16 protein-coding genes are annotated in these 22,561 nt (G+C 49.7%); 14 read left to right on the top strand and 2 right to left on the bottom strand.

Features of this window, described 5'->3' with window-relative positions; translation table 11 throughout:
- Positions 1-76 precede the first annotated feature (76 nt).
- The 7 genes from M3194_RS17755 (at position 77) to M3194_RS17725 (ending at position 11,611) form a co-directional block, all read left to right on the top strand.
- Positions 77-1,843, top strand: a complete 1,767-nt coding sequence (locus M3194_RS17755; protein ID WP_251655422.1) for a sensor histidine kinase — start codon at positions 77-79, stop codon at positions 1,841-1,843.
- Positions 1,840-3,399 carry a response regulator gene (locus tag M3194_RS17750; RefSeq protein ID WP_251655421.1) on the top strand — a complete coding sequence of 520 codons (1,560 nt, stop codon included), beginning with the start codon at positions 1,840-1,842 and terminating at the stop codon, positions 3,397-3,399. Before M3194_RS17755 ends, M3194_RS17750 begins: the two co-directional genes overlap by 4 nt.
- 206 nt (positions 3,400-3,605) lie before the next feature.
- Entirely contained in the window at positions 3,606-4,526 is a 921-nt protein-coding gene (locus tag M3194_RS17745) for an ABC transporter permease (RefSeq protein WP_251655420.1), read from the top strand.
- Positions 4,527-4,563: 37 nt separating this feature from the next.
- On the top strand, positions 4,564-5,481 hold the full coding sequence (locus M3194_RS17740; protein ID WP_251655419.1) for a carbohydrate ABC transporter permease: 918 nt from the start codon (positions 4,564-4,566) through the stop codon (positions 5,479-5,481).
- Between the two features lie 57 nt (positions 5,482-5,538).
- Entirely contained in the window at positions 5,539-7,122 is a 1,584-nt protein-coding gene (locus M3194_RS17735) for a DUF3502 domain-containing protein (RefSeq protein ID WP_251655418.1), read from the top strand.
- A 294-nt stretch (positions 7,123-7,416) separates the two neighbouring features.
- Positions 7,417-10,860 (top strand): glycosyl hydrolase 53 family protein, encoded by a 3,444-nt coding sequence (locus tag M3194_RS17730; RefSeq protein WP_251655417.1) that lies wholly within the window; start codon positions 7,417-7,419, stop codon positions 10,858-10,860.
- Between the two features lie 22 nt (positions 10,861-10,882).
- Positions 10,883-11,611 (top strand): sulfite exporter TauE/SafE family protein, encoded by a 729-nt coding sequence (locus M3194_RS17725; protein ID WP_251655416.1) that lies wholly within the window; start codon positions 10,883-10,885, stop codon positions 11,609-11,611.
- A 54-nt stretch (positions 11,612-11,665) separates the two neighbouring features.
- Here M3194_RS17725 and M3194_RS17720 read toward each other — a convergent pair whose 3' ends face one another.
- On the bottom strand, positions 11,666-12,487 hold the full coding sequence (locus tag M3194_RS17720) for a GGDEF domain-containing protein (RefSeq protein ID WP_251655415.1): 822 nt from the start codon (positions 12,485-12,487) through the stop codon (positions 11,666-11,668).
- Between the two features lie 254 nt (positions 12,488-12,741).
- On the opposite strand from M3194_RS17720, the gene arfA reads away from it, so the two are divergent.
- The 7 genes from arfA (at position 12,742) to M3194_RS17685 (ending at position 21,258) form a co-directional block, all read left to right on the top strand.
- The gene (gene arfA / locus M3194_RS17715) at positions 12,742-14,253 is read left to right on the top strand and encodes an arabinosylfuranosidase ArfA (protein ID WP_251655414.1); all 1,512 of its coding nucleotides are present in this window, start codon (positions 12,742-12,744) and stop codon (positions 14,251-14,253) included.
- A gap of 13 nt (positions 14,254-14,266) precedes the next feature.
- Complete coding sequence (locus M3194_RS17710; RefSeq protein WP_251655413.1) at positions 14,267-15,184, top strand: ArsR/SmtB family transcription factor; 918 nt, start codon at positions 14,267-14,269, stop codon at positions 15,182-15,184.
- A gap of 276 nt (positions 15,185-15,460) precedes the next feature.
- Positions 15,461-16,498, top strand: coding sequence for an LCP family protein (locus tag M3194_RS17705; RefSeq protein ID WP_251655412.1), 1,038 nt, complete (start codon positions 15,461-15,463; stop codon positions 16,496-16,498).
- Position 16,499: 1 nt separating this feature from the next.
- The gene (locus M3194_RS17700) at positions 16,500-18,308 is read left to right on the top strand and encodes an acyltransferase family protein (protein WP_251655411.1); all 1,809 of its coding nucleotides are present in this window, start codon (positions 16,500-16,502) and stop codon (positions 18,306-18,308) included.
- 111 nt (positions 18,309-18,419) lie between these two features.
- The gene (locus tag M3194_RS17695; RefSeq protein ID WP_251655410.1) at positions 18,420-19,076 is read left to right on the top strand and encodes a response regulator transcription factor; all 657 of its coding nucleotides are present in this window, start codon (positions 18,420-18,422) and stop codon (positions 19,074-19,076) included.
- Between the two features lie 2 nt (positions 19,077-19,078).
- Positions 19,079-20,506: a sensor histidine kinase gene (locus M3194_RS17690; RefSeq protein ID WP_251655409.1), complete on the top strand. Its 1,428-nt coding sequence runs from the start codon at positions 19,079-19,081 to the stop codon at positions 20,504-20,506.
- Complete coding sequence (locus M3194_RS17685; RefSeq protein WP_251655408.1) at positions 20,503-21,258, top strand: hypothetical protein; 756 nt, start codon at positions 20,503-20,505, stop codon at positions 21,256-21,258. Before M3194_RS17690 ends, M3194_RS17685 begins: the two co-directional genes overlap by 4 nt.
- 55 nt (positions 21,259-21,313) lie before the next feature.
- On the opposite strand, the gene odhB is transcribed toward M3194_RS17685, so the two are convergent.
- Positions 21,314-22,555, bottom strand: a complete 1,242-nt coding sequence (gene odhB / locus M3194_RS17680) for a 2-oxoglutarate dehydrogenase complex dihydrolipoyllysine-residue succinyltransferase (RefSeq protein ID WP_251655407.1) — start codon at positions 22,553-22,555, stop codon at positions 21,314-21,316.
- Between the last annotated feature and the right edge of the window lie 6 nt (positions 22,556-22,561).

The following is a 22,561-nucleotide window of genomic DNA, read 5'->3' as shown; positions in this document are numbered from 1 at the left end:
TCCTATTTATTTATTGGACAAATTCGTTTATGATTTCCCTATTCATTAACGATAGGACCGGGAGGACGCGGCAACCATGGACAAGCGGATGAGAACGTTCATGCCTTTTACGTACAAAATGATGATTTCCTACCTGCTGCTTGTCTTGGTTACGGATGCCATGATTGGTTATTTCTCGTATACGATGCTGATACAGTCCCGGACGGAAATGACAGAGACCAATATTAAGACAGCGATGGAGCAGACGGAAAATAACCTCAGCTACCAGCTTGACGAGATCCAGCGGATGTCGGATACCTTATTCGGGAGCTTGTCCTTCCAGCGGGCATTGCAGAAGAAAGGGGATCCGTTCCAGACCTATCTGACGATGCTCGATGAGATTGTGCCGCAGATTCAGGCGCCTCTGCACTTGTACGGCAACCATATCCGCCTGCTCGTTTATACGACCAACGGTTATCTCAATGAGGTCGACGGCGACAGCATGTACGAGGAAATCAAGGACAGCGACTATTATATTCTGCCATACAGCGAGATTACGAATAAGTCGTGGTTCAACGAGATCAAGGATTCGGACCGCGATAATATCTGGCTGCAGGTTGATACGGACCAAAGCCTGAACAATATCTCTCATTTCCGGAAGCTGGTCTCTTACAACGATTATAAGACGATTATCGGCTACGTCCGGATCACGACGAGGCTGGATGATTTGTTGGGTGATTTTAAAGCGTTTCCAACCGAGGAAGGGCTTATTTTGCGGCTGGTGGACACTAGCGCGAATTCGGTCTTGTATCAACGGGGAGACAATGAGCATGCGGAAGCGGCAAGCTCCGCGGAAGAGGATCAATCGACTTTTCTCGTGTTGCAAAATAAAATTCCGAACACCAGCTTTGTCATCGAGACGCTTGTGCCCCGCAGCTATTTGAGCAAGGATGCGGGCAAGCTGGGGGGCGTTATTTTCTCCGTCTGCCTGATCAGCTTCCTGGTCATGTCGCTTATCGGATTCCTGGTCGCAAGACTGTCCGGACGGAAAATGAGAAGGATCATCTCGTTCCTGCGCTCCTTCCAGCAAGGCAGCTTTCAGAAGCGGCTCCGCTTCAGCGGCAATGACGAGTTTGTTCATATTGCCGGAGCCTTTAACGACATGGCGGGGAACATTCAGGATTTGATCAAGAAGGTATATGTGGAGGGCATTCAGAAGAAACAGGCGGAGCTCGAAGCGCTGCAGGCGCAGATCAATCCGCATTTCCTGTACAATACGCTATCGACCATCGGCAGCCTCGCCAATCTGTCGGAGACGGAGAAGGTAACGGGGATGGTCGAAGGACTGGCGAAGTTTTACCGGCTGACGCTGAATGACGGTCAGGTGTTTATCCCGCTTGCGAAGGAGCTGGAGCAGGTGGAAGCTTATCTGGATATCCAGCGTATTAAGTATGCTGGAAAGTTTGATGTCCATATCGATATGGAGCGGGAGCTGGAGGATTGCAAGGTCATTAAGCTGATCCTGCAGCCTTTTGTGGAGAACATCTTCAAGCATGCTTGGTTTGGCAGCCATATTGCCATCCGGATCAGCGGCAGGGCTATCGGAAATAAGGTGGAGCTGAAGGTCATTGATACCGGAATCGGGATGAAGCCGGATAATCTGAAATCAGTGATGGCGCAGCCGGGTCATGCCGGCGGTTACGGGATTCGCAACGTCGATGACCGCATTAAGCTGCGTTACGGCGATGAATACGGCATTGAGATGGGAAGCGTGTTCGGCGGAGGAACCACGGTGCGGATTCTGCTGCCCATGGATAGAGAAGGCAACATGCAAGAGGAAGAGCAAAGGAGACAGCTGGCATGATTACGGTATTACTAGTTGATGACGAAGCGGTTGATCTGGAATGGATGCGGCGCAGGGTGATGGGCAGCCCTTTGCCCTTGCAGGTCGTAGGTACGGCAAGCAGCGGCTTTGAAGCCTTGAAGCTGATGGAGGATGAACGGATTGACGTCATTCTATCGGATATCCGGATGCCAATCATGTCGGGGACGGAGTTCGCGCGGAAGGCGAAGGAGCTGAACGCGCATGTGCAGATCGTCTTTATCAGCGGTCATGAAGACTTCAGCTACGCGAAGGAAGCCATTCAGATGAATGCGTCGGGTTATCTGCTGAAGCCGGTGAAGGACCAGGAGCTGCATGACATGCTGGAGACTGTATACAAGCAGGTGGAAGGCGAGCGCAAGCGTCATTCGATTGTGACGGAGGCCTTGTCGCTTGTGAACCGGGAGCTGTTGCTTCGATGGCTGGCCGATGCTTCCGAAGAGCATGAACGGGAGCATATCGCGCCATTCCTGACCTCTCTCCTGCAATATGGGGCGGCGGCGGCCATAATTGAGATTGACGATGTGGAGTGGAAAATCCCCGAGCAGGAGCGGCGCAGCCAAATTCGCAATATTTTCTCCTCTATCGAGCAGTTCGTCAGTGATCATAACGGAGGCACGGTGCTTGCCAGCCATGACGGGCGGATCGCGATCCTCTCGCCAATCTCGGATGACCGGTTCACCTCGATGCTGGAGGAGCTGGTTGGAGAAGTCGGCCGCAGCTTTCCGGTCACGATAACGGCAGGAGCGGGAAGCTCCGCTAGAGATACAGAGGAGTTGCGCGAATCTTACAGGCAGGCGCAGGCGGCCCTTAGCGCGAAGTGGCTGCTTGGCAAGAACCGGCTTATCAAGGATGTGTCCGGCACGGCAAGGGAAGACAAGCTCGAGCCAAACGTGGAAGAGAACGTGGAGCAGATGCTTGCCGCGATACTGGATTATGATCTGGTAGCGATAGATGACCGGCTTCTAAAGCTGTTTGACAAGAATGAAAATGTGTCGCAGAAGCAATATGCCTATGATCTCATTATCCGGGTAACGTCGAAGCTGCATGCGGATCTGCTGCAGCAAAGCGAGAATCTGTACGAGCTGCTGAAGTGGGATGCGCAAAAGGCGGCCGTATTGTTCCAATTCGAGACGATTGACGATATTTTGTCTTGGCTGCGGCGAAGATTCTTCGAGCTGTCGGAGATGCTGTACGTGAAGCGGCAGAAGCAGAAGCGCAAGCTGTTCGACAACATCATGACGTTTGTGGACGAGCGGCTGGAGCAGAAAATTACGCTGAAGGAAGTGGCGGCGCATTTTGATTTTACGCCGAATTATTTGAGCACCTTGTTCAAGGAAGAGACGGGCACCTTGTTCAGCGACTGGCTGAACGAGCGGCGCATGGACAGGGTCCGGGAGCTGCTGGCGGATCCATGCCTGAAGGTCTATGAGATTGCGGAGCGGGTCGGCTACAAGAACATTATTTATTTCAACCGGCAGTTCAAGCAGTTTACCGGCATGACGCCGGGCGAATACCGGAAGAAGCATAAAATCTAGTCCGTTTGACCTTAATAAATAAGCCTGCGGCCGCTATTTCCGGGCCTGCAGGCTTTCGTTTTTTCCAATGCGTATAAACGAAACCTTTTGACTGAAATCGTAGATTAAGTATTACTTTTTGTAGTTCGCCTTAATTTTGCAAGGACGGCCGGGTTTATATAATTGACCTATACACAAGAGAGAGATCTTACAGGAGGAGAAATCGGATGAAGCAACGCGGATTTTGGGGTTATGCCCTTCAGAACAAGACGCTGCTGTTCATGCTGGCGCCTGCGGTAATCTTTTTTATACTGTTCGCTTACGTTCCAATGGCCGGCATTGTGCTTGCATTCAAACAATACAACAACACGGGAGGCATATTCGGAAGTCCGTGGAACGGGCTCAGCAACTTCCGCTTTTTCTTCGAGTCGGGCAATGCCTGGATGGTAACAAGAAACACGGCGCTGTATAATATCGCCTTTATCATCGTCAACAATGTGCTGCAGATTGCGGCGGCGATTCTGCTCTTCGAAGCCGTGGGCAAATGGTTCCGCAAGTTCTCGCAGACGATGCTGTTCCTGCCTTACTTTATATCGTGGGTTGTCGTAGGCGCGATCGCTTACAACCTGTTCAACTACGATGTAGGTACGCTGAATGTGCTGCTGAAGGCCGTGGGTCTTGAGCCCCTCGATATTTACAACACGCCTTCGTATTGGCCGGTCATTCTGGTGCTGGTATCTGCCTGGAAAACGCTTGGTTATGGCTCGGTTATGTACCTGGCGGCAATTACGGGCATCGACAACGAGATGTATGAAGCGGCCGAGATCGACGGCGCTAACGTGTTCCAGCGTATCTGGCATATTACGCTGCCGAACCTGTTCCCAACCGTAATTATTCTGGTGCTGCTTGCGGTCGGTAATATTTTCAGAGGCGATTTCGGGATGTTCTACAATATGGTTGGCAACAACGGTCTGTTGTTCTCCTCGACCGATGTTATAGATACCTTCGTCTTCCGGTCGCTTACGACCTCAAACGAAATTGGATTATCGGCGGCTGCCGGCTTCTATCAATCCGTGCTTGGCTTTGCAACGATCTTGCTGGCTAACTATGCGGTACGCAAATACGACAAAGATCATGCTTTGTTCTAAAAGCACATGCTGAACAAGCATTTTGGAGGGATTATAGATGAGTGCAATTGCCCAAACAGGGAAAAGCGGGGTTAAACGGCAGGCAGACATCATGCTGCTGCAAGTGATAGGGTACATCTTCATATCGCTCTTGGCGGTTATCTGCTTCATACCGTTCCTGCTCGTAGTATCATCCTCGTTATCGCAGGAAAGCTCCATTGTGGAGAAGGGTTATCAGCTCATACCGGCAGTGTGGTCCACCGAGGCCTACAGCATGCTGTTCAAATATCCGGAGCAGATGCTCCGGGCGTATGGGGTCACCATTATGGTGACGGCTATCGGAACGCTGGTCGGATTATTCGTAACGGCGATGACGGCTTACGTCCTGCAGCGGAAAGATTTCAGATGGCGCAACCAGTTTGCTTTCTTCTTCTTCTTTACGACATTGTTCAGCGGAGGTCTTGTGCCATGGTATATGCTGATCGTTACGTATCTGGATTTGAAAGACAAATTGATCGTTCTTATCCTCCCGATGCTGCTGAACGTGTTCTATATTATCGTCATGAAGACGTTCATGAGCAGCATACCGGAGGCGATTACCGAATCGGCCAAGATCGACGGCGCAGGGGACTTCCGTATTTTCGTCCAGCTGATTCTGCCCTTGTCCAAGCCTGTTCTTGCCACCATCGGGCTGTTCATCGCTTTGGCATACTGGAATGACTGGTACAACGCGCTGCTATTTGTCAGCGACGAGAAGCTGATGCCGCTGCAGTATTATCTGTACAAAATGCTCGGCAACATGGACGGCATGCGCAAAGCGATGATTGCATCGGGAGCTGTCGTGACGACAAACATTCCGACGGAGAGTCTGAAGATGGCGATGACGATCGTCGCAACAGGTCCCATCCTGCTCGCTTACCCGTTCATTCAACGTTATTTCGTGCAAGGTCTTACGCTTGGCGCAGTAAAAGGTTAGGATGACCTCAGGGCAACCTGGTTATCATACATGACTACCATTATTAGGGGGATACACATGCGAAACAAAAAATCGGCCATGATGCTGGCAGCAACATTTATCATGTCTGCTTCAGTTCTAGGTGCATGCGGCAACAACAATGGTAACAACAACGGAACAAATGCGGAAGCGACGCAGTCGCCGGCTGCAGAATCGCAATCTCCTGCGGCAACAACGGATGCAGGCGCTGCGGATACATCGGAAGAGCTAAAGATTAAAATGCTGATGGTTGGCGGCAAACCGGTTGATTATGACACTGTCTTCGGTGAGCTGAATAAAAAGCTGAAGGAAAAAGTAAACGCAACCGTTGATGCGGAGTTCCTCGACTGGGCGGACTGGACGCAGAAGTACCCGCTGAAATTCGCGGCGAACGAGGATTTTGACATTGCCTACACGGCAAACTGGGCGTTCTATAATGACCAAGCGCTCAAAGGCGGCTTCATGGAGCTGACCGACGACATGCTGAATAAATTTATGCCGCAGACGATGAAAGCCATGCCGGCTGTTGCCTGGGAGCAGTCGAAGGTAGGCGGCAAGCAATACCTGGTACCAAACAACAACCCTGAAGTAACGGACAAAGCGGTACTGATCCGCGAAGATCTGCGCAAAAAGCATAACCTGGAGCCGGTTAACAGCCCTGAGACTTATGCGGCTTACCTGAAGGCGATTGCGGCGAACGAAAAAGGCATCAACGGCTTTAACGCTAAAGGCGCCGACGGCTGGAAATGGCATGAGCTTGACCAAATCCTGCTCGAGCAGGCGAATGATTTCAACCTGGTAGACTACAGCATGCCGCTTGCTTACAAGCTGGATGATGCGACAGGCAAAGTATTCAACATCTATGACACGCCGGAATTCAAATCCCTCCTTGCTTATTATAAAGACCTGGCGGACAACGGCGCATGGTCCAAGAACATCGTCTCCAACAAAAACGACGTATGGCAGGACATGAAGGCTGGTAAAACCGCTTCCTACGCACAAAACCTGGGTACGGTAGCAATGAATCTGGCCGAACTGAGACGCGAGCAGCCGGATGTGGAGCTGGCGATTGCGGATCTGACGCCTAACAGCAAGAAAATCGCGGCGATCTCGACGCAGAACGGCTTTGCCATTCATGCCACATCGAAGAAAGCGGAACGTTCGCTGATGGTGCTTGACCTGCTGCAAAACGATAAAGAAATCCATGACCTGTTCATGTACGGTATTGCCGGCACGAACTATGAGCCGGTAGGCGATGACAAATTCAACGCGCTTCCTGGCACGCCTAACTACACGGGCTTCTCCAACTGGGGCTCGAACTCCCCGCTGAACCGCAAGGATGCATCGTACCCGGCGGAAGCGGACGCGATTGCTACGGCATGGGAGCAAAAGGTTTATCACTTCAAGCTTGAGACCTTCGTGTTCAACGATGCCAACGTGAAGAACGAAGTTGCTAACGTAGGCAATGTCATGCTCCGTTACGCGATTCCGCTCGAGTACGGCTTGATCAAGGACATCGACAAAGGTCATGCGGATCTGATTGCCCAGCTGAAAGCAGCGGGTATCGAGAAGGTTCAAACAGAGTTGCAGAGCCAGATCGACGCGTTTTTGGCGGCTCAATAAGGGGCTCAATAAACGGAAGAGAACGAGAGTTGCGCAGGAAAGTGGCATCCCCTTCGGTCCACTGAATGTGAGTAAGTTTGATAGTTATTACTCACATTCGTTGTAACTGTTGTCTGCAGGAAATTTGAATTTAATCTCAATGGATTTCCCGCAGACAAAGGCGAACGCTTACGCTCCTCAGTGGACACCACTTTTCCTCACGCAAAAACGTTCTCAATTATGAGACTTCTAATCGGGTAGTAGGAGGGGACTAATGTCTCCTCCTTTTTAAAACCCAAAAAGGGAGGAAAAAAGATGAAAAAGTTAGCTAAAAAAAGCATTCTTTTATTTTTCACATTTACGTTAGCGCTTACATCGCTGTTGAGTATTGGACAAGTAAAGAAGGCGGAAGCGGCGGAAAGCAATCTGTCCGATCCCGATACGTTTATTAAAGGCGTGGATATTTCGACGCTTCAGGCGCTCGAGGATAGGAACGTGAAGTTTTATGATGGCGGGACCCAGCAGGATCTGCTCACCATTATGAAAAATCATGGCGTTAACTACGTTCGGCTTCGCCTATGGAATAATCCGGTGCAGGCAGATGGCTATAACGATAAGGAGCATGTGCTGGCGATGGCGGGTAGAGTGAAGGCTGAGGGGCTTAAGCTGCTTCTGGACTTCCATTATTCCGACTTCTGGGCGGATCCGGGACAGCAGGTTAAGCCTGCGGCATGGAAGGATCTTAGCTTCGCCGATCTAAAGACGGCGGTATATGATTATACGAGGGATGTTATGAGTGATCTTGCAGAAGCGGATGCATATCCGGACATGGTGCAGATCGGCAACGAAATTAACAGCGGCATGCTGCTGCCTGACGGCTCGACGGGCAATATGGATAACCTAGCCCAACTGATTAGCGAAGGCACGAAGGCAGTGAGAGATACAATGCCGATTGGCCAATCGACTCAGATTATGCTTCATTTGGCGGAAGGCGGCAGCAACAGCAAGTTCCGCAGCTTTTTTGACGCAATGGAAGCTAGGGATGTCGATTACGACGTTATCGGCATGTCGTATTATCCTTTCTGGCATGGCACGTTCCAGCAGTTGAAATCCAATATGGATGATGTAGCCGCCAGATACGGCAAGCAGATCGTTGTCGCGGAAACGTCTTATCCCCAGACACTCGAGAACGGCGACAATCATCCCAATACGGTTGGCGAGAATGAAACAAAGCTGGTTGGATTGGAAGCATCGGTTGCGAATCAGAAGCTGGTGACCGAGACGGTGCTGAATACCGTTGCGCATGTGCAGGGCGGTCTTGGACTCGGCGTCTTCTACTGGGAGCCGGCCTGGCTGGCAGGCGTAGGCTGGAAGCAAGGCGAGGGCAATGCATGGGAGAATCAGGCGATGTTTGACTATGAAGGCAATGCGCTTGACTCGCTTAATGCGTTCCAATATGTGCCGGGAAGCATGAGCACAATTGATCCGATCCTTGTCTATCCTGCAACGCCGGTTACGATTGCAACGGGGGATGCTTTCGTGCTGCCGGCCGATGCGAAGGTGCTCTATAACGAAGGAACCATTACGGCCAAAGCAGTCGAATGGGATGAATATGATTCGGAGCTTGCGAATACGCCAGGGACGTTTACGGTTCAAGGTGATGTGGCGGGAACAGCTCTTCGTACCTCTGTTGAGGTTACGGTGACGGGCAGCCCGAATCTGCTGAAGGACGGCAGCTTCGAAAGCGGCACGTTGTCGGATTGGACGGTAACCGGTGATTCCGGAGCAGTGAAGATAGAGCATAATGCCGGTAATGCCAAGGCCGGGGAATATGCCTTGAACTATTGGTCCGGCTCGGCGTTTGCTTATGAAGTAACCCAGACCGTGACAGGACTTGAGAACGGAACGTATGAGCTTCGCGGTTATGCTTCAGGCGGCGAATATGCGGATCAGGTCATTTCTTTGACGGCAGAAACCGGCGGCCAGACTTATAGCGCACCGGTAACAAACGCAGGATTTAATGTCTGGAAGCCATATACGGTTGGTGATATTCAGGTCACGGACGGTCAGATTAAGGTAGGCATCAGCGTTAACGGACCGGCTAACGCATGGGGTTATTTTGACAAGCTTGAGCTGGTGAAGGCGGAAGCTGTAGAGGTTAATGTCGCGCAAAATCCGGGCTTTGAGAACGGCGCTCTGACGCCTTGGACAATAACCGGGGAGACAGGAGCGGCGAAGGTTGAGCATAATGCTGCGAATGCCAAATCCGGCGAATATGCGCTGAATTACTGGTTTGGCACAGCCTTTAAGTATGTGATTACGCAATCGCTCGAGAATCTGGATAACGGTATCTATGAGCTGCGCGCTTCGGCTTCCGGCGGCGTGTATGACGACCAGAAGATAAGCTTGTACGCTAAATCCGGCGGGAAAACATACAGCGCCAATATCGTAAATACAGGCTGGAATGATTGGCACTCGTATACGGTCAGCAATATTGAAGTTAGAGACGGAAAAGTATCCTTCGGCTTTGACTTGGATGCTCCGGCAGGCGCATGGGGCTATATGGACGATATTGCGCTTGTGAGAACGGGTGATCTGCCTTCCGGCGGCGATGATAACGGAAATGGCGGCAGCATCGGTAACGGCGGGGCAGTGGGCAACGGTGATGTTGCTACGATTATCTCCTCGCAATTGGCTGAAGACGGGAAGGGCGGGTACGCCGTAACATTACCGGAAGGAACGACTCAAGTGATTCTGCCATCCGGTTTGTACGATCAATTGGAGAGAGGTCCTATTACCCTTTCGGCAGGGAACTTGTCCGTTACGATTCCAACGTCTGTTGCTGCTGATCTGCTGGCTAAGCTGAAGACCGAAGCGGGCAGCAAAATTACGCTAAGCTTTGTTCCGGTAACGGGAGATGCAGCGGAAAAGCTGCTTGGCAGCACGGGCGAAAACGTTCGTTCACTTAGCACCATCTATAACTTTGAACTCTCGGTTACGGATGCAGCAGGTAACGCGGAGAAGCTTTCCGTCTTCAGCAGCCCGCTCACCTTGCGAATGAAGGCGCTGCAGAACGGCAATCCCGAATTAACGGGCATTTATTATATGGGTGAAGACGGATCGATTCAGTATGCAGGCGGGCAATTGGCGAATGGGGTATGGGAAGCGTCGGTCACGCATTTCAGCAGCTATGCTCTGTTGGAATTCGACAAGTCCTATACGGATGTGCCGGCCACCCACTGGGCCTTGCAGGCAATCACTTCTCTTTCGGCAAAGCAGATCCTTAACGGAACCTCCGCTTCAAGCTATGAGCCGGAACGCGAGATCAGCCGTGCAGGATTTACCGCTATCCTTGTTCGAGCTCTGAAGCTTGCAAGCGGCACGGACCATACGCCGCACTTCAGCGATGTGCCGGCGTCGGCCTGGTATGCCGACGCTGTATCCGCTGCTTATAAGGCGGGACTTGTAAAAGGCCGTTCGTCCGTTCAATTCGTGCCTAATGGCACTATTACGCGCCAGGAGATGGCGGTTATGCTGGCCAAAGCTTACGAAATCTCGCATAAAGCCGCCGTGACATCCGCTTCTGGAGTCGATCTTCCGTTCTGGGATAAAACGTTGATTGCAGATTGGGCATTGCCTTCTGTACAATGGGCATATGAGCAGGGACTGCTGAAAGGACGAGGTGGCGACCGGTTTGCGCCGGCGGCATCGATGACGCGCGCGGAGGCAGCAGAAGTCATCTATCGCCTGCTTAAATAGAAACAGGAGTTTTTAACCGGTTATGCATCTTGATGAAATTGTAGTTGTATTTATGATTGTCCTGCTCGCGGGCTTTGTGCAGGGGTTAACGAGCTTTGGGTTTGCTCTTATATCCATGCCGCTGCTTGTGAAGCTTATGCCGCTGCAGCAGGCTGTTCCGGTCGTCGTTGCATTAAGTCTGCTGACCAATATTGCCGTAATGTACAGCAGCCGCAAGCATATCCGGATCAGGCAGATTTGGCCGCTTCTCGTCGCAAGTCTTCTGGCGGCTCCGCTTGGAACGTATGCTTTGATTTATGTTCCAGCGAATGCGTTGAAGCTTGGAGCAGGCATGCTTGTTGCCGTCGTATCCATTCTGATGCTAAGCGGAAGAAGCTTACCGCTAGGCCGGCTGGCTTATGCGCCCGTCGGGGCGTTAAGCGGATTTCTGAACGGGAGTATTTCAATGAGCGGACCGCCGGCGGCACTCTTTTTAACCAACCAAGGCCTCGACAAGATGACCTTTCGGGCGAATATTACGGCGTATTCTCTTATCTTGAACATAATTACGATCGGGACCTATGTATATGAAGGGCTGCTTAATCAGGCAGCCATGGAGACTGCAGGCTGGGCGGTTCCGGCGCTTATTATCGGTGTGATCATTGGGATTAAAGCAGTTGGCCGCTTAAATGACCGGTTATTTAAAACAATAGCTCTATGGCTGATCTTGGTTACGGGCTTATGGACAGCGGTAAACGGAATCATCGGATAAAGGATGCCCCTCAAACCAAAAAACCTTGAAGGTGCAGAGCTGATGCTCGCATCTTCAAGGTTTTTTTCGCGTCTGCTTCATCTGGTACATGGCCTGGTCCGCATCCATAATCAGCTGCTTCAAGCTGGCATAACGGCCCTGGTTAGAGCTTACGCCAATACTGGCTGTTATAGAGACTCGCTGACCGTTGATGAGAAACGGATCAAGGAAGGAGGCGTTAATTTTATCGTGAACAGCCCGTACTCCGCTATCTTCGCTCAAGTGCTGGAAGCAAATGATAATTTCGTCGCCTCCGTAACGGACGATACGGTCGCTCTGCCGAATCTGCTGCTTGAGCCGGTTCGCGATTTCAATCAATAAGAGATCCCCAAAGTCATGGCCGTAAGTATCGTTAATCTGTTTGAATTCATTCAGATCAATGAACATAACGCCAAGCGGCGCATCGTCCGAATTCCGTTCAAACCATTCATCCAGAAATCTTCGGTTGTACAATCCCGTCAGACTGTCTGTAACGGTTGCGCATTCGAGCTCAATGGTATAGCTAAGAAGCGAAGCCATGGAATTCAAGACCAACAGCTCATCCTCGCCGGGGGATAAGGGGTCGCGATCTGCCAGGTAGATTGCGCCATGAACAAGGCAATCGCCTGTTTCGAAAGGCACGGCAAAGTGGGAGCGTTGTCCAATAACCTCACTGACATCCGAACGGAAGGTCATGCCTCTTTGCGCCAAGGCATCTTTACGGTTATGGGCATGTACAATCCGATTGATTGAACCTTCTTGAATCGCAATGAAGAGCGTGTCGACATGAAGAAATCTAGCCAATAGCTGTATGACATGTCCGGCTGCATCGTCTAGTGAGCGAATTTTGCTGGGCATTTGTATTTCATCTCCTGCAATAAATGGCGAACCATCCGGAAAATTACCTGCTGATTCCAGTTTAGACGAAACAAGCCGCATACTCAACAAAGAACTTCTTAAATAATGGATAGTTTGGGCATTAAGTTGTTTTTTAGTGATTAATATTTTTATTAATTCAATTATATATGAATTCGTTATTGCATTATTGCAAGGGCTGGTGTTTAATAAAGGTATTCTTCCTATTATTTCAATAATTACGAGGTGATTCTTTAATGGCGAACCATGCAAAAATGATCGTTGACAAAGATTTTATCGTAGGTGAAGTAGATAAACGAATTTATGGATCTTTTATTGAGCATCTGGGACGCGCGGTATACGGAGGTATTTACGAGCCCGGCCACCCGTCTGCTGACGAGCAAGGCTTCCGTTCGGATGTGCTTGAGCTTGTAAAAGGATTAAATGTACCTATCGTCCGTTACCCTGGCGGCAATTTTGTATCCGGTTACAATTGGGAGGACGGCGTTGGTCCGATTGCTGACCGTCCGAAACGTCTTGAACTGGCCTGGCGGACAATCGAGCCGAACCTGGTAGGATTTAATGAATTTATGGATTGGTGCAAAAAAGCGAATACCGATGCGATGATGGCCGTTAACCTTGGTACCCGGGGACCGGAGGAAGCTCGTAATCTGATCGAGTACTCCAACCATGCTTCAGGCTCTTATTGGTCGGATCTTCGCATTAAGCATGGCTATAAAGATCCGCATAAGATAAAAACCTGGTGTCTTGGCAACGAGATGGACGGTCCTTGGCAGATTGGCGCAAAGACGGCAGTGGAGTATGGCCGGATTGCAAACGAAACGGCAAAGGTCATGCGTTGGGTTGATCCAACAATCGAGCTTGTTGCCTGCGGAAGCTCGGGGCTTGGCATGCCAACCTTCCCGGATTGGGAAGCAACGGTGCTGGACCTGACTTATGATAACGTGGATTACATTTCGCTCCATCAGTATTACGGCAATAGAGACAAGGATACTAAGAATTTCCTTGCCCAGTCGATGGGAATGGACTCTTTTATTCAAACCGTTATTTCGACTGCGGATTTCGTTAAAGCGAAGAAGCGGAGCAAGAAGAATATTAACCTCAGCTTTGACGAATGGAATGTCTGGTTCCACTCCAACGAGAGCGACCGCAAGATCGAGCCATGGTCCATTGCGCCGCCGCAGCTGGAAGATATTTATACGCATGAGGATGCGCTGGTTGTCGGCTGCATGCTGATCAGTCTGCTCAAGCGTGCGGACCGGGTGAAGATGGCTTGTATCGCTCAGCTGGTTAACGTTATCGCTCCAATCATGACCGAGAACGGCGGAGCTGCGTGGAAGCAGTCGATCTATTATCCGTACATGCACGCAAGCGTGTTTGGCCGCGGTACGGTGCTGGTGCCTTTGCTTAAATCGGATAAATACGACTCCAAGGACTATACCGATGTTCCTTATGTGGAAGCGGTAGCTGTCCATAACGAAGAGATTGGCGAAGTAACCGTATTTGCCGTAAACCGCGATCTGGACAATGCGAGAGCATTCGAAATCGATCTGCGCAGCTTTGGCTCGTTCCGCGTAATCGAGCATCTTGTGCTTGAGAACGATGACCTGCAGGCTGTGAATACGGCTGCTAATCCGGACCGCGTGAAGCCTCATGCTAACGGCAATGCCAAGCTTGAACAAAACGGTACGATTGAAACCTCGCTTGTTAAAGCTTCCTGGAACGTCATTCGAATCAAACTTCAGTAACAGGACGTGAAACATGCTAATCAAAGCCGATACAGACCATGCCTGGCTTCCGCTTTATGAAGCGCTGGCTAGTCCTGTACGATTAACTATTCTTGATCTGCTCGCTGCAGCCCCGGAGCCGATGAACGTGAAGGATCTCGCTGCCGCGCTTGGATTAAGCAGTGCCATCGTGACGATGCATGTCCGCAAGCTGGAGCAGGCGGGAGTCATTCAGACCAAGATGGTCCGGAAGCAGGGGGGCACGCATAAGATCTGCGAGATTTCCGCCTCCCGGATTCAGATTGATCTGCCTCAGACTGGATTTGTGCAGAAGAAGACCCATGAAATCAGCATACCCGTCGGGCATTATACGGAGTATGAGGTGTATCCGACCTGCGGGATCGCGACAACCGAGAAGGTTATCGGGCAATTCGACGATCCGAGATATTTTCTCGAACCGGAGCGGATGAATGCCGGCATTCTATGGTTTGGCAAAGGATATGTCGAGTACCGGATTCCCAACTATCTGCTGCCGGGACAGCGCCCCGAGGAGCTGGAGATTGTGCTTGAGATCAGCTCGGAGGCGCCGGGTTATAACGAGAACTGGCCGTCGGATATCGTCTTTGCGCTTAACGGCGTTCGGATCGGCATGTGGACCAGTCCCGGCGATTACGGCGCTGTAAAAGGGAAATACACGCCGTCATGGTGGCAGGATTTCGTCAACCAATACGGTCTGCTCAAGATTATCCGCGTCCAGAAAAACGGCACCTTCATCGATGGCCAGCAAATCTCGGATATCGGAATCGACCAGATTGGCCTCAATCGCAATCAGTGGGTATTCCGCCTAGCCGTCGAAGACAACGCCGCTCATGTCGGCGGCCTGACGTTGTTTGGCAAGGGCTTCGGCAATTACAACCAGGACATGATTTTCCGCGTGCACTATAGCGAGTGAATGCTGGGCTCGCATTGTGGCGTCGCCCGCCCAAATGGGGAGGGGCCGTTAAAGGACTGCTGATGATCACTCAGCAGTCCCTTTTTTATAAGGTCGTTTAAGCAGAGAAGACATGCAATTAAATTAACAGGGGACTGTCCCAGCGTCATTTTATGACGCATAGGGCAGCCCCTTTTTGCATCCCGACTTTACAACTTCATTACAACTCCTCCTTATTGCGATTATATCCTCGTCCTATACTGTGTCTGCACTAGGGAAGACAAGGAGGAAATTAAAGTGAGCAATAAAGCAGCAACAGGAGCCCGAAAGAAATGGACGATTTGGATAACTGCCGTTATTTTAATCCTTATTGTCTTAGGTTATTTCGGGCATCAGAGCATGGGCGTCTATCGGGCGTTGGATGGACTCGACAAGCCTAAGAACGAATTGCGGATTGGCAGCCATGCGGAAGACGAAACCTTGAAGCCCGAAGAGTGGACGGGAACAGAGCTCGTTAACATTCTTCTGATGGGAGGGGATAACAGGGGGTTGAAGAAGAACGAATCCGCACGTTCGGATTCCTTGCTTGTTGCTTCCATTAATCCTTTGACGAAGCAAGCCCGCTTGTTTTCAGTGCTGCGGGATACTTACGTCACTATAGAAGGTCACGGTGAAGGGCGAATCAATACGGCTCTCGCGCTCGGCGGTCCCAATTTGGCGATGAAGACCGCAGGCAGCCTGCTTGGCTTCCATGTTCAATATTATATCTATACCGATTTCGAGGGTTTCAAATCGCTGATTGACGCAATTGACGGTGTAGACCTGGATGTAGAAAAGGATATGAATTATACGGACAACGCGGACGGCAACGTATATGACATTCATTTGAAAAAAGGCATGCAAAAATTAGACGGAACAAAAGCTTTGCAATATGTCCGTTTTCGCCATGACGCAATGAGCGATTTCTCCCGCACCGAACGGCAGCGGAAGCTGCTTGCGGCTGTTGCGGACAAACTGAAATCCGGCTGGAATCTGACCCGTATTAAACAAATCGTGGAAAGCGTTGCTCCCTATATTCAAACAAATTTGGACGTCTCCGATATGCTGAAGCTTGCATCCCTAGGCTCCAAAAGCGAAATGGCAGGTTCTGCGCAAGTGCCGCCGATGGATATGCTTGAAGGCAGAAATTTGCATGGGGCCTCGGTTTTAGCCGTCAAAAACGAAGATAAAGTGCATGCATATGTAAAAGAACTGCTGGAAGGTCACGATAGTGACGAATATACAGCGGGTTCAAATACAAATTTCGGTGCAAAAGCAGGGAATGGAGGGGAATAATATGCCGCAAACGAACAACCGCTACATGCCTGGCCTGGATGGGGTGCGCGCCATCGCCGTAATCGCCGTAATCGCTTATCATTTTGGATGGCCTGTCGCATCAGGGGGCTTGCTCGGGGTTGGAGTTTTTTTCGTCTTATCCGGCTACCTCATTACGGATCTGCTTCTGGAAGAAAGGAGAAGTACCGGAAGAATCCATTTCCGCCGGTTCTGGATCAGGCGGTCCCTAAGGCTGCTTCCGGCCATGCTGCTTATGCTGCTTGCCATAACCGTGTATCTGGCGCTTGCCGACCGCGGAAGATTATCCGATATTTGCGGGGAAATGTTATCCGCCTTAACCTACACGAGCAACTGGTATCTGATCTATCGGCAAGTTTCTTATTTCGAAAGCTTTGGTCCGTTATCGCCAATCGGCCATTTATGGTCGCTGGCGGTGGAGGAGCAGTTTTACCTGGTGTGGCCTTTGCTCTTATGGGGGATGATCCGGTTCATTCCTTTCCCGACGCGCGGTAAGCTGGCAGTAGTGACATTGACAGCTGCAGCGGCTTCTCTCATAGCCATGGCGTTCTTGTATGTGCCGGGGACTGATCCGAGCAGGGTCTACTACGGCACGGACACACGAGCATTCGGATTATTCATTGGTGCGGCATTCGCAATTTTCATTCCTAGCCGCAAGCTTGCCGAGCCCCTCGGAAGGCGAAGCGTCGTGCTGGATGCTATAGGAGCAATTGGACTTTGTATCTCCCTTTTAATGATAACGAGCGTAGACAAGTACGACGATTCACTGTACAGGGGCGGCATGTTTGTGTTGTCTATGGCTGCCGGACTTGTCATTGTCGCTTCGGCAAGCCCGTTTAGCCTGATCGGCAAATTATTGTCCTGGAAACCGCTGCGATGGATCGGGATTCGTTCCTACGGCATTTATTTATGGCATTATCCGGTGCAAGTGCTGATGAGTAGTTCAAAAGGTCCTTATGAAGACTCGAAATTTCTTTATCAGCTAGCTCAATTAATCATGATTGTTCTCATAGCCGCTCTGTCTTATCGTTACTTCGAGCAGCCGCTTCGTAGCGGTAAACTTTTCAAATATAAGAAAAAGGAGAAACAAAATATGAAATCCAAATCCATGAAAAAAGGTATTCGCATGATCACTTTGCCGGCGATTCTGATGATCGTAATGATTTGCGCAGCTTGTGAGGGAGCAGGGAACAATCAACCTGCTCATTCCATTCAACCAACCACGGAGACAAATGCAAATGAAACGGGAACAACGTCGGACTCTACTCCGAGCCCAACGCCTAGCGGGACGGGGGAGCCGACATCCAGCATTCCGACAAATACCCAGGATTCCGGCGGAGTAACAGCGGTTGGCGATTCTGTAATGGTAGGAGTGAAAGCGGAATTGGAAAAGCTTATCCCCGGCATCGTAATCGACGGCAAAGTCAGCCGGCAATTATCGGATGCAATTGAAGTGGTAAGCCTGCTGAAGTCAGAGAACAAGTTGGGGCATGCGGTAGTGATTGAGCTCGGCACAAACGGACCGTTCACTGCAAAAAAACTAAATGAGCTTTTGAAAACGATAGGAGACGATAAGCGGGTTTATCTTGTTAACACGAATGTCCCAAGAGATTGGCAGGATACGGTGAACAAGACGCTGGCTGAAGCGGCGAAGGAACACTCCAACGTGAAATTGATTGATTGGCGCGCTTTGAGCAGCGGTAAATCAGATTGGTTCACGAAAGACGGCGTTCATTTGCAGCCAAAAGGAGCCGAAGCTTACGCGAAATTAATCGCTGATACGATCGGTTAGTCATATGGCGTTATTAGGCAACTCTTGGAATCGGCTTGTCTCAGCTTCTTTTAAGATTTGACGTATACAATGAAAGTTGCCTATCACTTCATAAGCGGGGAATTCGGTGCCATGGACAAAAAAATACTGATCGTCGAGGACGATCCCAATATTTCCAACATCATAAAGATGAATCTTACTCTCGTTCATTATCAAACGGTGCAGGTTTACGATGGACTCGCAGCGCTTGAAGGGATTGAACGGGAAAAGTTCGATCTCATTATTCTGGACGTTATGATACCTAAGCTGGATGGCTTTAGTCTGATGGAACAAATCAGGCCCAAAAATATTCCCGTTATTTTTTTGACGGCGAAAAGCGCGGTATTCGATAAAGTCAACGGCCTCAAATTAGGCGCCGACGATTATATGGTAAAACCGTTTGACGGAATCGAGCTGCTTGCGCGGATCGAAACCGTGCTTCGCAGATACGGCAAGGATGAATCGGAGATTAGCATCGACGATGTCCGCGTGTTTCCGGACAAGCGATTAACTACATTAAAAGGCGAGCCTGTAGAACTGACACCTAAAGAATTCGATCTGCTTGTCGTTCTAATCGTAAACAAAAATATCGCGCTTTCGCGCGAGCAGTTTCTCGATAAAGTATGGGGCATTGACTATTATGGCGATACGAGAACCGTAGATGTGCATATTAAGTCCTTGCGCAAAAAGCTTCGTCTTCAGGACCGGATCAAAACCATCTTTAAAATCGGTTACCGGTTGGAGGTCTAGCCATGAAATTTTGGCTTAAGATTTTCACGTTCTCGATTATCATCTTCATTTTAGTATTTAACGCGACATCTTTTATTGTTATCCAGCGGAATCACGGCAAGTTGCTTAATCGCGAAATCGATAACGCCTTAAGCCAGAACAAGAATATTCATTCGAGCGTGGATGCTATCGTGCCCATCGTCCTTATCTATGATTCCGACGAGTATGAGGAGAAAGTACTCGCGAATATTGCCAAAGGATTTGTTGGGAAGGTCGGGGATCAGGGCGTTTATATGACGATCACAAACGATAAAGGAAAAGCGGTCTATAACAATACAGACTTCGAGATGCCTATAGACCTTAACGAATCGGAACAGGTGAAGGAGGATGAAATTAAATATATACTGCGGGATGTCGATAAACGAACCATTCTGTTTACATCGAACCTTGTGAAGATCAACCAGAAAAATTACACGTTTACCTATATAAAAGATATTACCTCGGTGTACAAGGAGCATGCGGATCAATATATGTTCTATTTGAAGGTTAATATCATCGCATGTTCGACTTACATGCTCCTCATGTTCGTTGTCAGCAAAAGACTGACGATACCTATTTACCGTCTTAATCGTACTGCAAAATTTATTGCCGCCGGCGCTTTTGCCGAGCGAGCTGAGTCGGGGTCAAAGGATGAGATTGGCGTATTAGCAAGCAATTTCAACGTAATGGCATCGGTTGTCGAGGATAAGATCAAGGATTTGGAACGGCTTAACCGGGAAAAGCAATTGTTCATCGATAATTTCACGCATGAGTTAAAAACGCCGTTAACGTCGATAATCGGCTATGCGAACATTCTTAGAACGGGGAAAATAAACTCTTCCCAGCTGTTAGAAGGATTAAACGTCATTCTATCTGAGGGGAAACGGCTGGAATCCCTTTCCTTCAAGCTGATGGATTTAATCCAGCTTGAGAGATCGGAATTTCCGTTGAAGGAGTTGGATTTCTGCGACATTCTAGCCGAGATTATGCCTGCTCTCGAGATGAAAGCAAGGGAACAACAATTGACAATTAACTTGCATTGCGAGAATGCATGCTTGAGACTGGAAAAGGATTTGATTAAAGCTCTAATTTTCAACTTCGTCGACAACTCAATCAAAGCATCATCCAAGAATCAAAGCATAACAATTCGGGCAGCCCGTCAAGGCCAAAATTATGTTCTTGAAATCGAGGATGAAGGGGGCGGTATCGAAAGCGAGCATCTAGATCGTATCTTTGAACCATTTTACATGACGGATAAAGCTCGGTCGAGGAGGAACAACGGCGCCGGACTTGGATTATCCATATGCCAAAGAATTGCCAGTTTGCACAATGCCGATATTAACGTGAGAAGTGAATTAGACCGAGGAACAACGTTCATCGTTACGTTCAAGCCGGGAGGAACATCGCCATGAACAGGATAGCAGGACTTCTCGTTTCAGCTTCACTCCTAGTTTTAGTGACCGGCTGCAGTTCCTTTATTGACCCTGTCCCTAAGAATATCTATATGGTTAAAAAATATAATGCAGGCAATAAAGATAACGAAACATCAATACCCGGAGGAATGCTTTCAGTAGCAACAATCAAGTCAATTGGGCTAAGTGCTGTCGAGAAATATTTCGGTAACACGCTTTCGCCGGATAATGCTCAAATTGAAGTGTCTGCCGTTGATTTGAATGCGCTGAAAGAGCTTGTTGAGCATGATATACGCCCCGATGATAAACTAGATGCCGAAGCAAAGCTAAAAAAAGTACCAGAAGGTTTATTTTACTTAACCATTTCCTCCGCTAATAATGAGAGATACGCGCTTGTATTAAACGCGGGTAGCGGCGACGTGCTGAAAATCTCAAATGAAACGCAAACCGGAGTAGAGGGAATTGATGATCCCGGCGATAGGACGGGAAGTTTCAATCCAGAAGTTTCGTATAAGTTTCTTCAAGAGAAGGAAGCGTTAAATCCAAAAGACTTTCGGGTAGATAGAGGAATGTTTATCGAGGCGAAGGAAGCTGCCTATTACTACTTTATAAGTATGGAGGACAATAGCTTGAAGTACCTGATCGAGGTTGATTTAACCAAGAACAAGGTAAAGGGGTTTAGCAAAGACATCATGGCCCTGCTTACTTGGAACGGTAAAGTCTTTGCAAAGCTGCCAATCAAGCAAGAATAAACCTAAAAAAGGGCCGTACCCAAGTCATAAACGACCAGGTACGGCCCTTCCTTTATTAGCCCTCGAGCAACAGGGTTTCTGGATCTTCGAGCATTTCTTTTACTTTTACAAGGAAGCGTACTGCTTCCGAGCCGTCAACGATACGGTGATCGTAAGTGAGGGCGATGTACATCATCGGACGGTTCTCCGAACGTTCAGCGTCAATCGCTACCGGACGAAGCTGGATTTTGTGCATGCCCAGAATACCAACTTGCGGAGCATTCAGGATTGGAGTCGACAAGAGCGATCCAAATGTACCGCCGTTAGTGATCGTGAATGTGCCGCCTTGCAGCTCATCCAGCGCCAGCGAGTTGTCGCGCGCTTTTTTAGCCAGGGATACGATCGATTTCTCGATCTCTGCGAAGCTCAGACGGTCCGCGTCGCGAACGACAGGAACAACCAAACCTTCTTTAGCCGATACGGCGATGCCGATATCGTAGTATTGTTTAGCGATAATATCGCCGTTGTTGATCTCAGCATTCAAATTAGGGAACTCTTTCAATGCGCCAACAACTGCTTTCGTGAAGAAGGACATGAAGCCAAGACCAACCTCGTGTTTGTCCAGGAACGATTGCTTGCGGCGTTTACGAACATCCATGATCGCTGTCATATCAACTTCGTTGAAAGTAGTGAGCATCGCTGCAGTCTGTTGCGCTTCAACGAGGCGGTTAGCGATTGTCGCGCGGCGGCGGGACATTTTCGTACGAGTGTAAGGCTTGTTCGACGTAAATTCCGGTTGAGCCGCTTTAGCGGCAGGTGCCGCCGGCGCTGCTGCAGGAGCAGGAGCCGATGGACGAAGCTCGACGCGTCCAAGCGTGGATTGAGCTTCGCTGATGTCGATGCCTTTTTCTCTTGCAAGCTTGCGAGCTGCAGGAGATGCATTCAGGTGGCTGTCAGCCGCAGGAGCCGGAGCAACCGCAACCGCCGTAGCAGCAGCTGGTGCTGCAGGAGCCGGAGCGGCTGCCGGTGCAGGCGCTGCTTCAGCTGCAGGAGCAGCAGCCGGCGTTGGAGCGGCAGCACCGCTGCCAGCTCCGATTGTGCCGATGACTTCACCGATTTGTACAGTGTCGCCTTCGTTTTTCGAGATTTCTTGCAATACGCCGTCGGACTCAGCGCTGATTTCGATGTTTACTTTGTCAGTTTCGAGCTCAAGAAGCACATCGCCTTGTTTAACAGCGTCTCCTACTTTGACTACCCATTTGGAGATTGTGCCCTCCGTAATTGATTCACCCATTGCCGGTACTATGATTTGTTGCACGTGAGC

The sequence above is a fragment of the Paenibacillus glycanilyticus genome (genome assembly GCF_023715145.1).
Taxonomy (GTDB): Bacteria; Bacillota; Bacilli; order Paenibacillales; family Paenibacillaceae; genus Pristimantibacillus; species Pristimantibacillus glycanilyticus_A.
Note: the sequence above shows the minus strand (reverse complement) of the source record. Positions and strands in the feature narration are given on the sequence as shown.

Coding starts and splice junctions, on each gene's coding strand:
- M3194_RS17755 (WP_251655422.1), top strand. CDS start 77: ATGGACAAGCGGATGAGAACGTTCATGCCTTTTACGTACAAAATGATG.
- M3194_RS17750 (WP_251655421.1), top strand. CDS start 1,840: ATGATTACGGTATTACTAGTTGATGACGAAGCGGTTGATCTGGAATGG.
- M3194_RS17745 (WP_251655420.1), top strand. CDS start 3,606: ATGAAGCAACGCGGATTTTGGGGTTATGCCCTTCAGAACAAGACGCTG.
- M3194_RS17740 (WP_251655419.1), top strand. CDS start 4,564: ATGAGTGCAATTGCCCAAACAGGGAAAAGCGGGGTTAAACGGCAGGCA.
- M3194_RS17735 (WP_251655418.1), top strand. CDS start 5,539: ATGCGAAACAAAAAATCGGCCATGATGCTGGCAGCAACATTTATCATG.
- M3194_RS17730 (WP_251655417.1), top strand. CDS start 7,417: ATGAAAAAGTTAGCTAAAAAAAGCATTCTTTTATTTTTCACATTTACG.
- M3194_RS17725 (WP_251655416.1), top strand. CDS start 10,883: ATGCATCTTGATGAAATTGTAGTTGTATTTATGATTGTCCTGCTCGCG.
- M3194_RS17720 (WP_251655415.1), bottom strand. CDS start 12,487: ATGCCCAGCAAAATTCGCTCACTAGACGATGCAGCCGGACATGTCATA.
- arfA (WP_251655414.1), top strand. CDS start 12,742: ATGGCGAACCATGCAAAAATGATCGTTGACAAAGATTTTATCGTAGGT.
- M3194_RS17710 (WP_251655413.1), top strand. CDS start 14,267: ATGCTAATCAAAGCCGATACAGACCATGCCTGGCTTCCGCTTTATGAA.
- M3194_RS17700 (WP_251655411.1), top strand. CDS start 16,500: ATGCCGCAAACGAACAACCGCTACATGCCTGGCCTGGATGGGGTGCGC.
- M3194_RS17695 (WP_251655410.1), top strand. CDS start 18,420: ATGGACAAAAAAATACTGATCGTCGAGGACGATCCCAATATTTCCAAC.
- M3194_RS17690 (WP_251655409.1), top strand. CDS start 19,079: ATGAAATTTTGGCTTAAGATTTTCACGTTCTCGATTATCATCTTCATT.
- M3194_RS17685 (WP_251655408.1), top strand. CDS start 20,503: ATGAACAGGATAGCAGGACTTCTCGTTTCAGCTTCACTCCTAGTTTTA.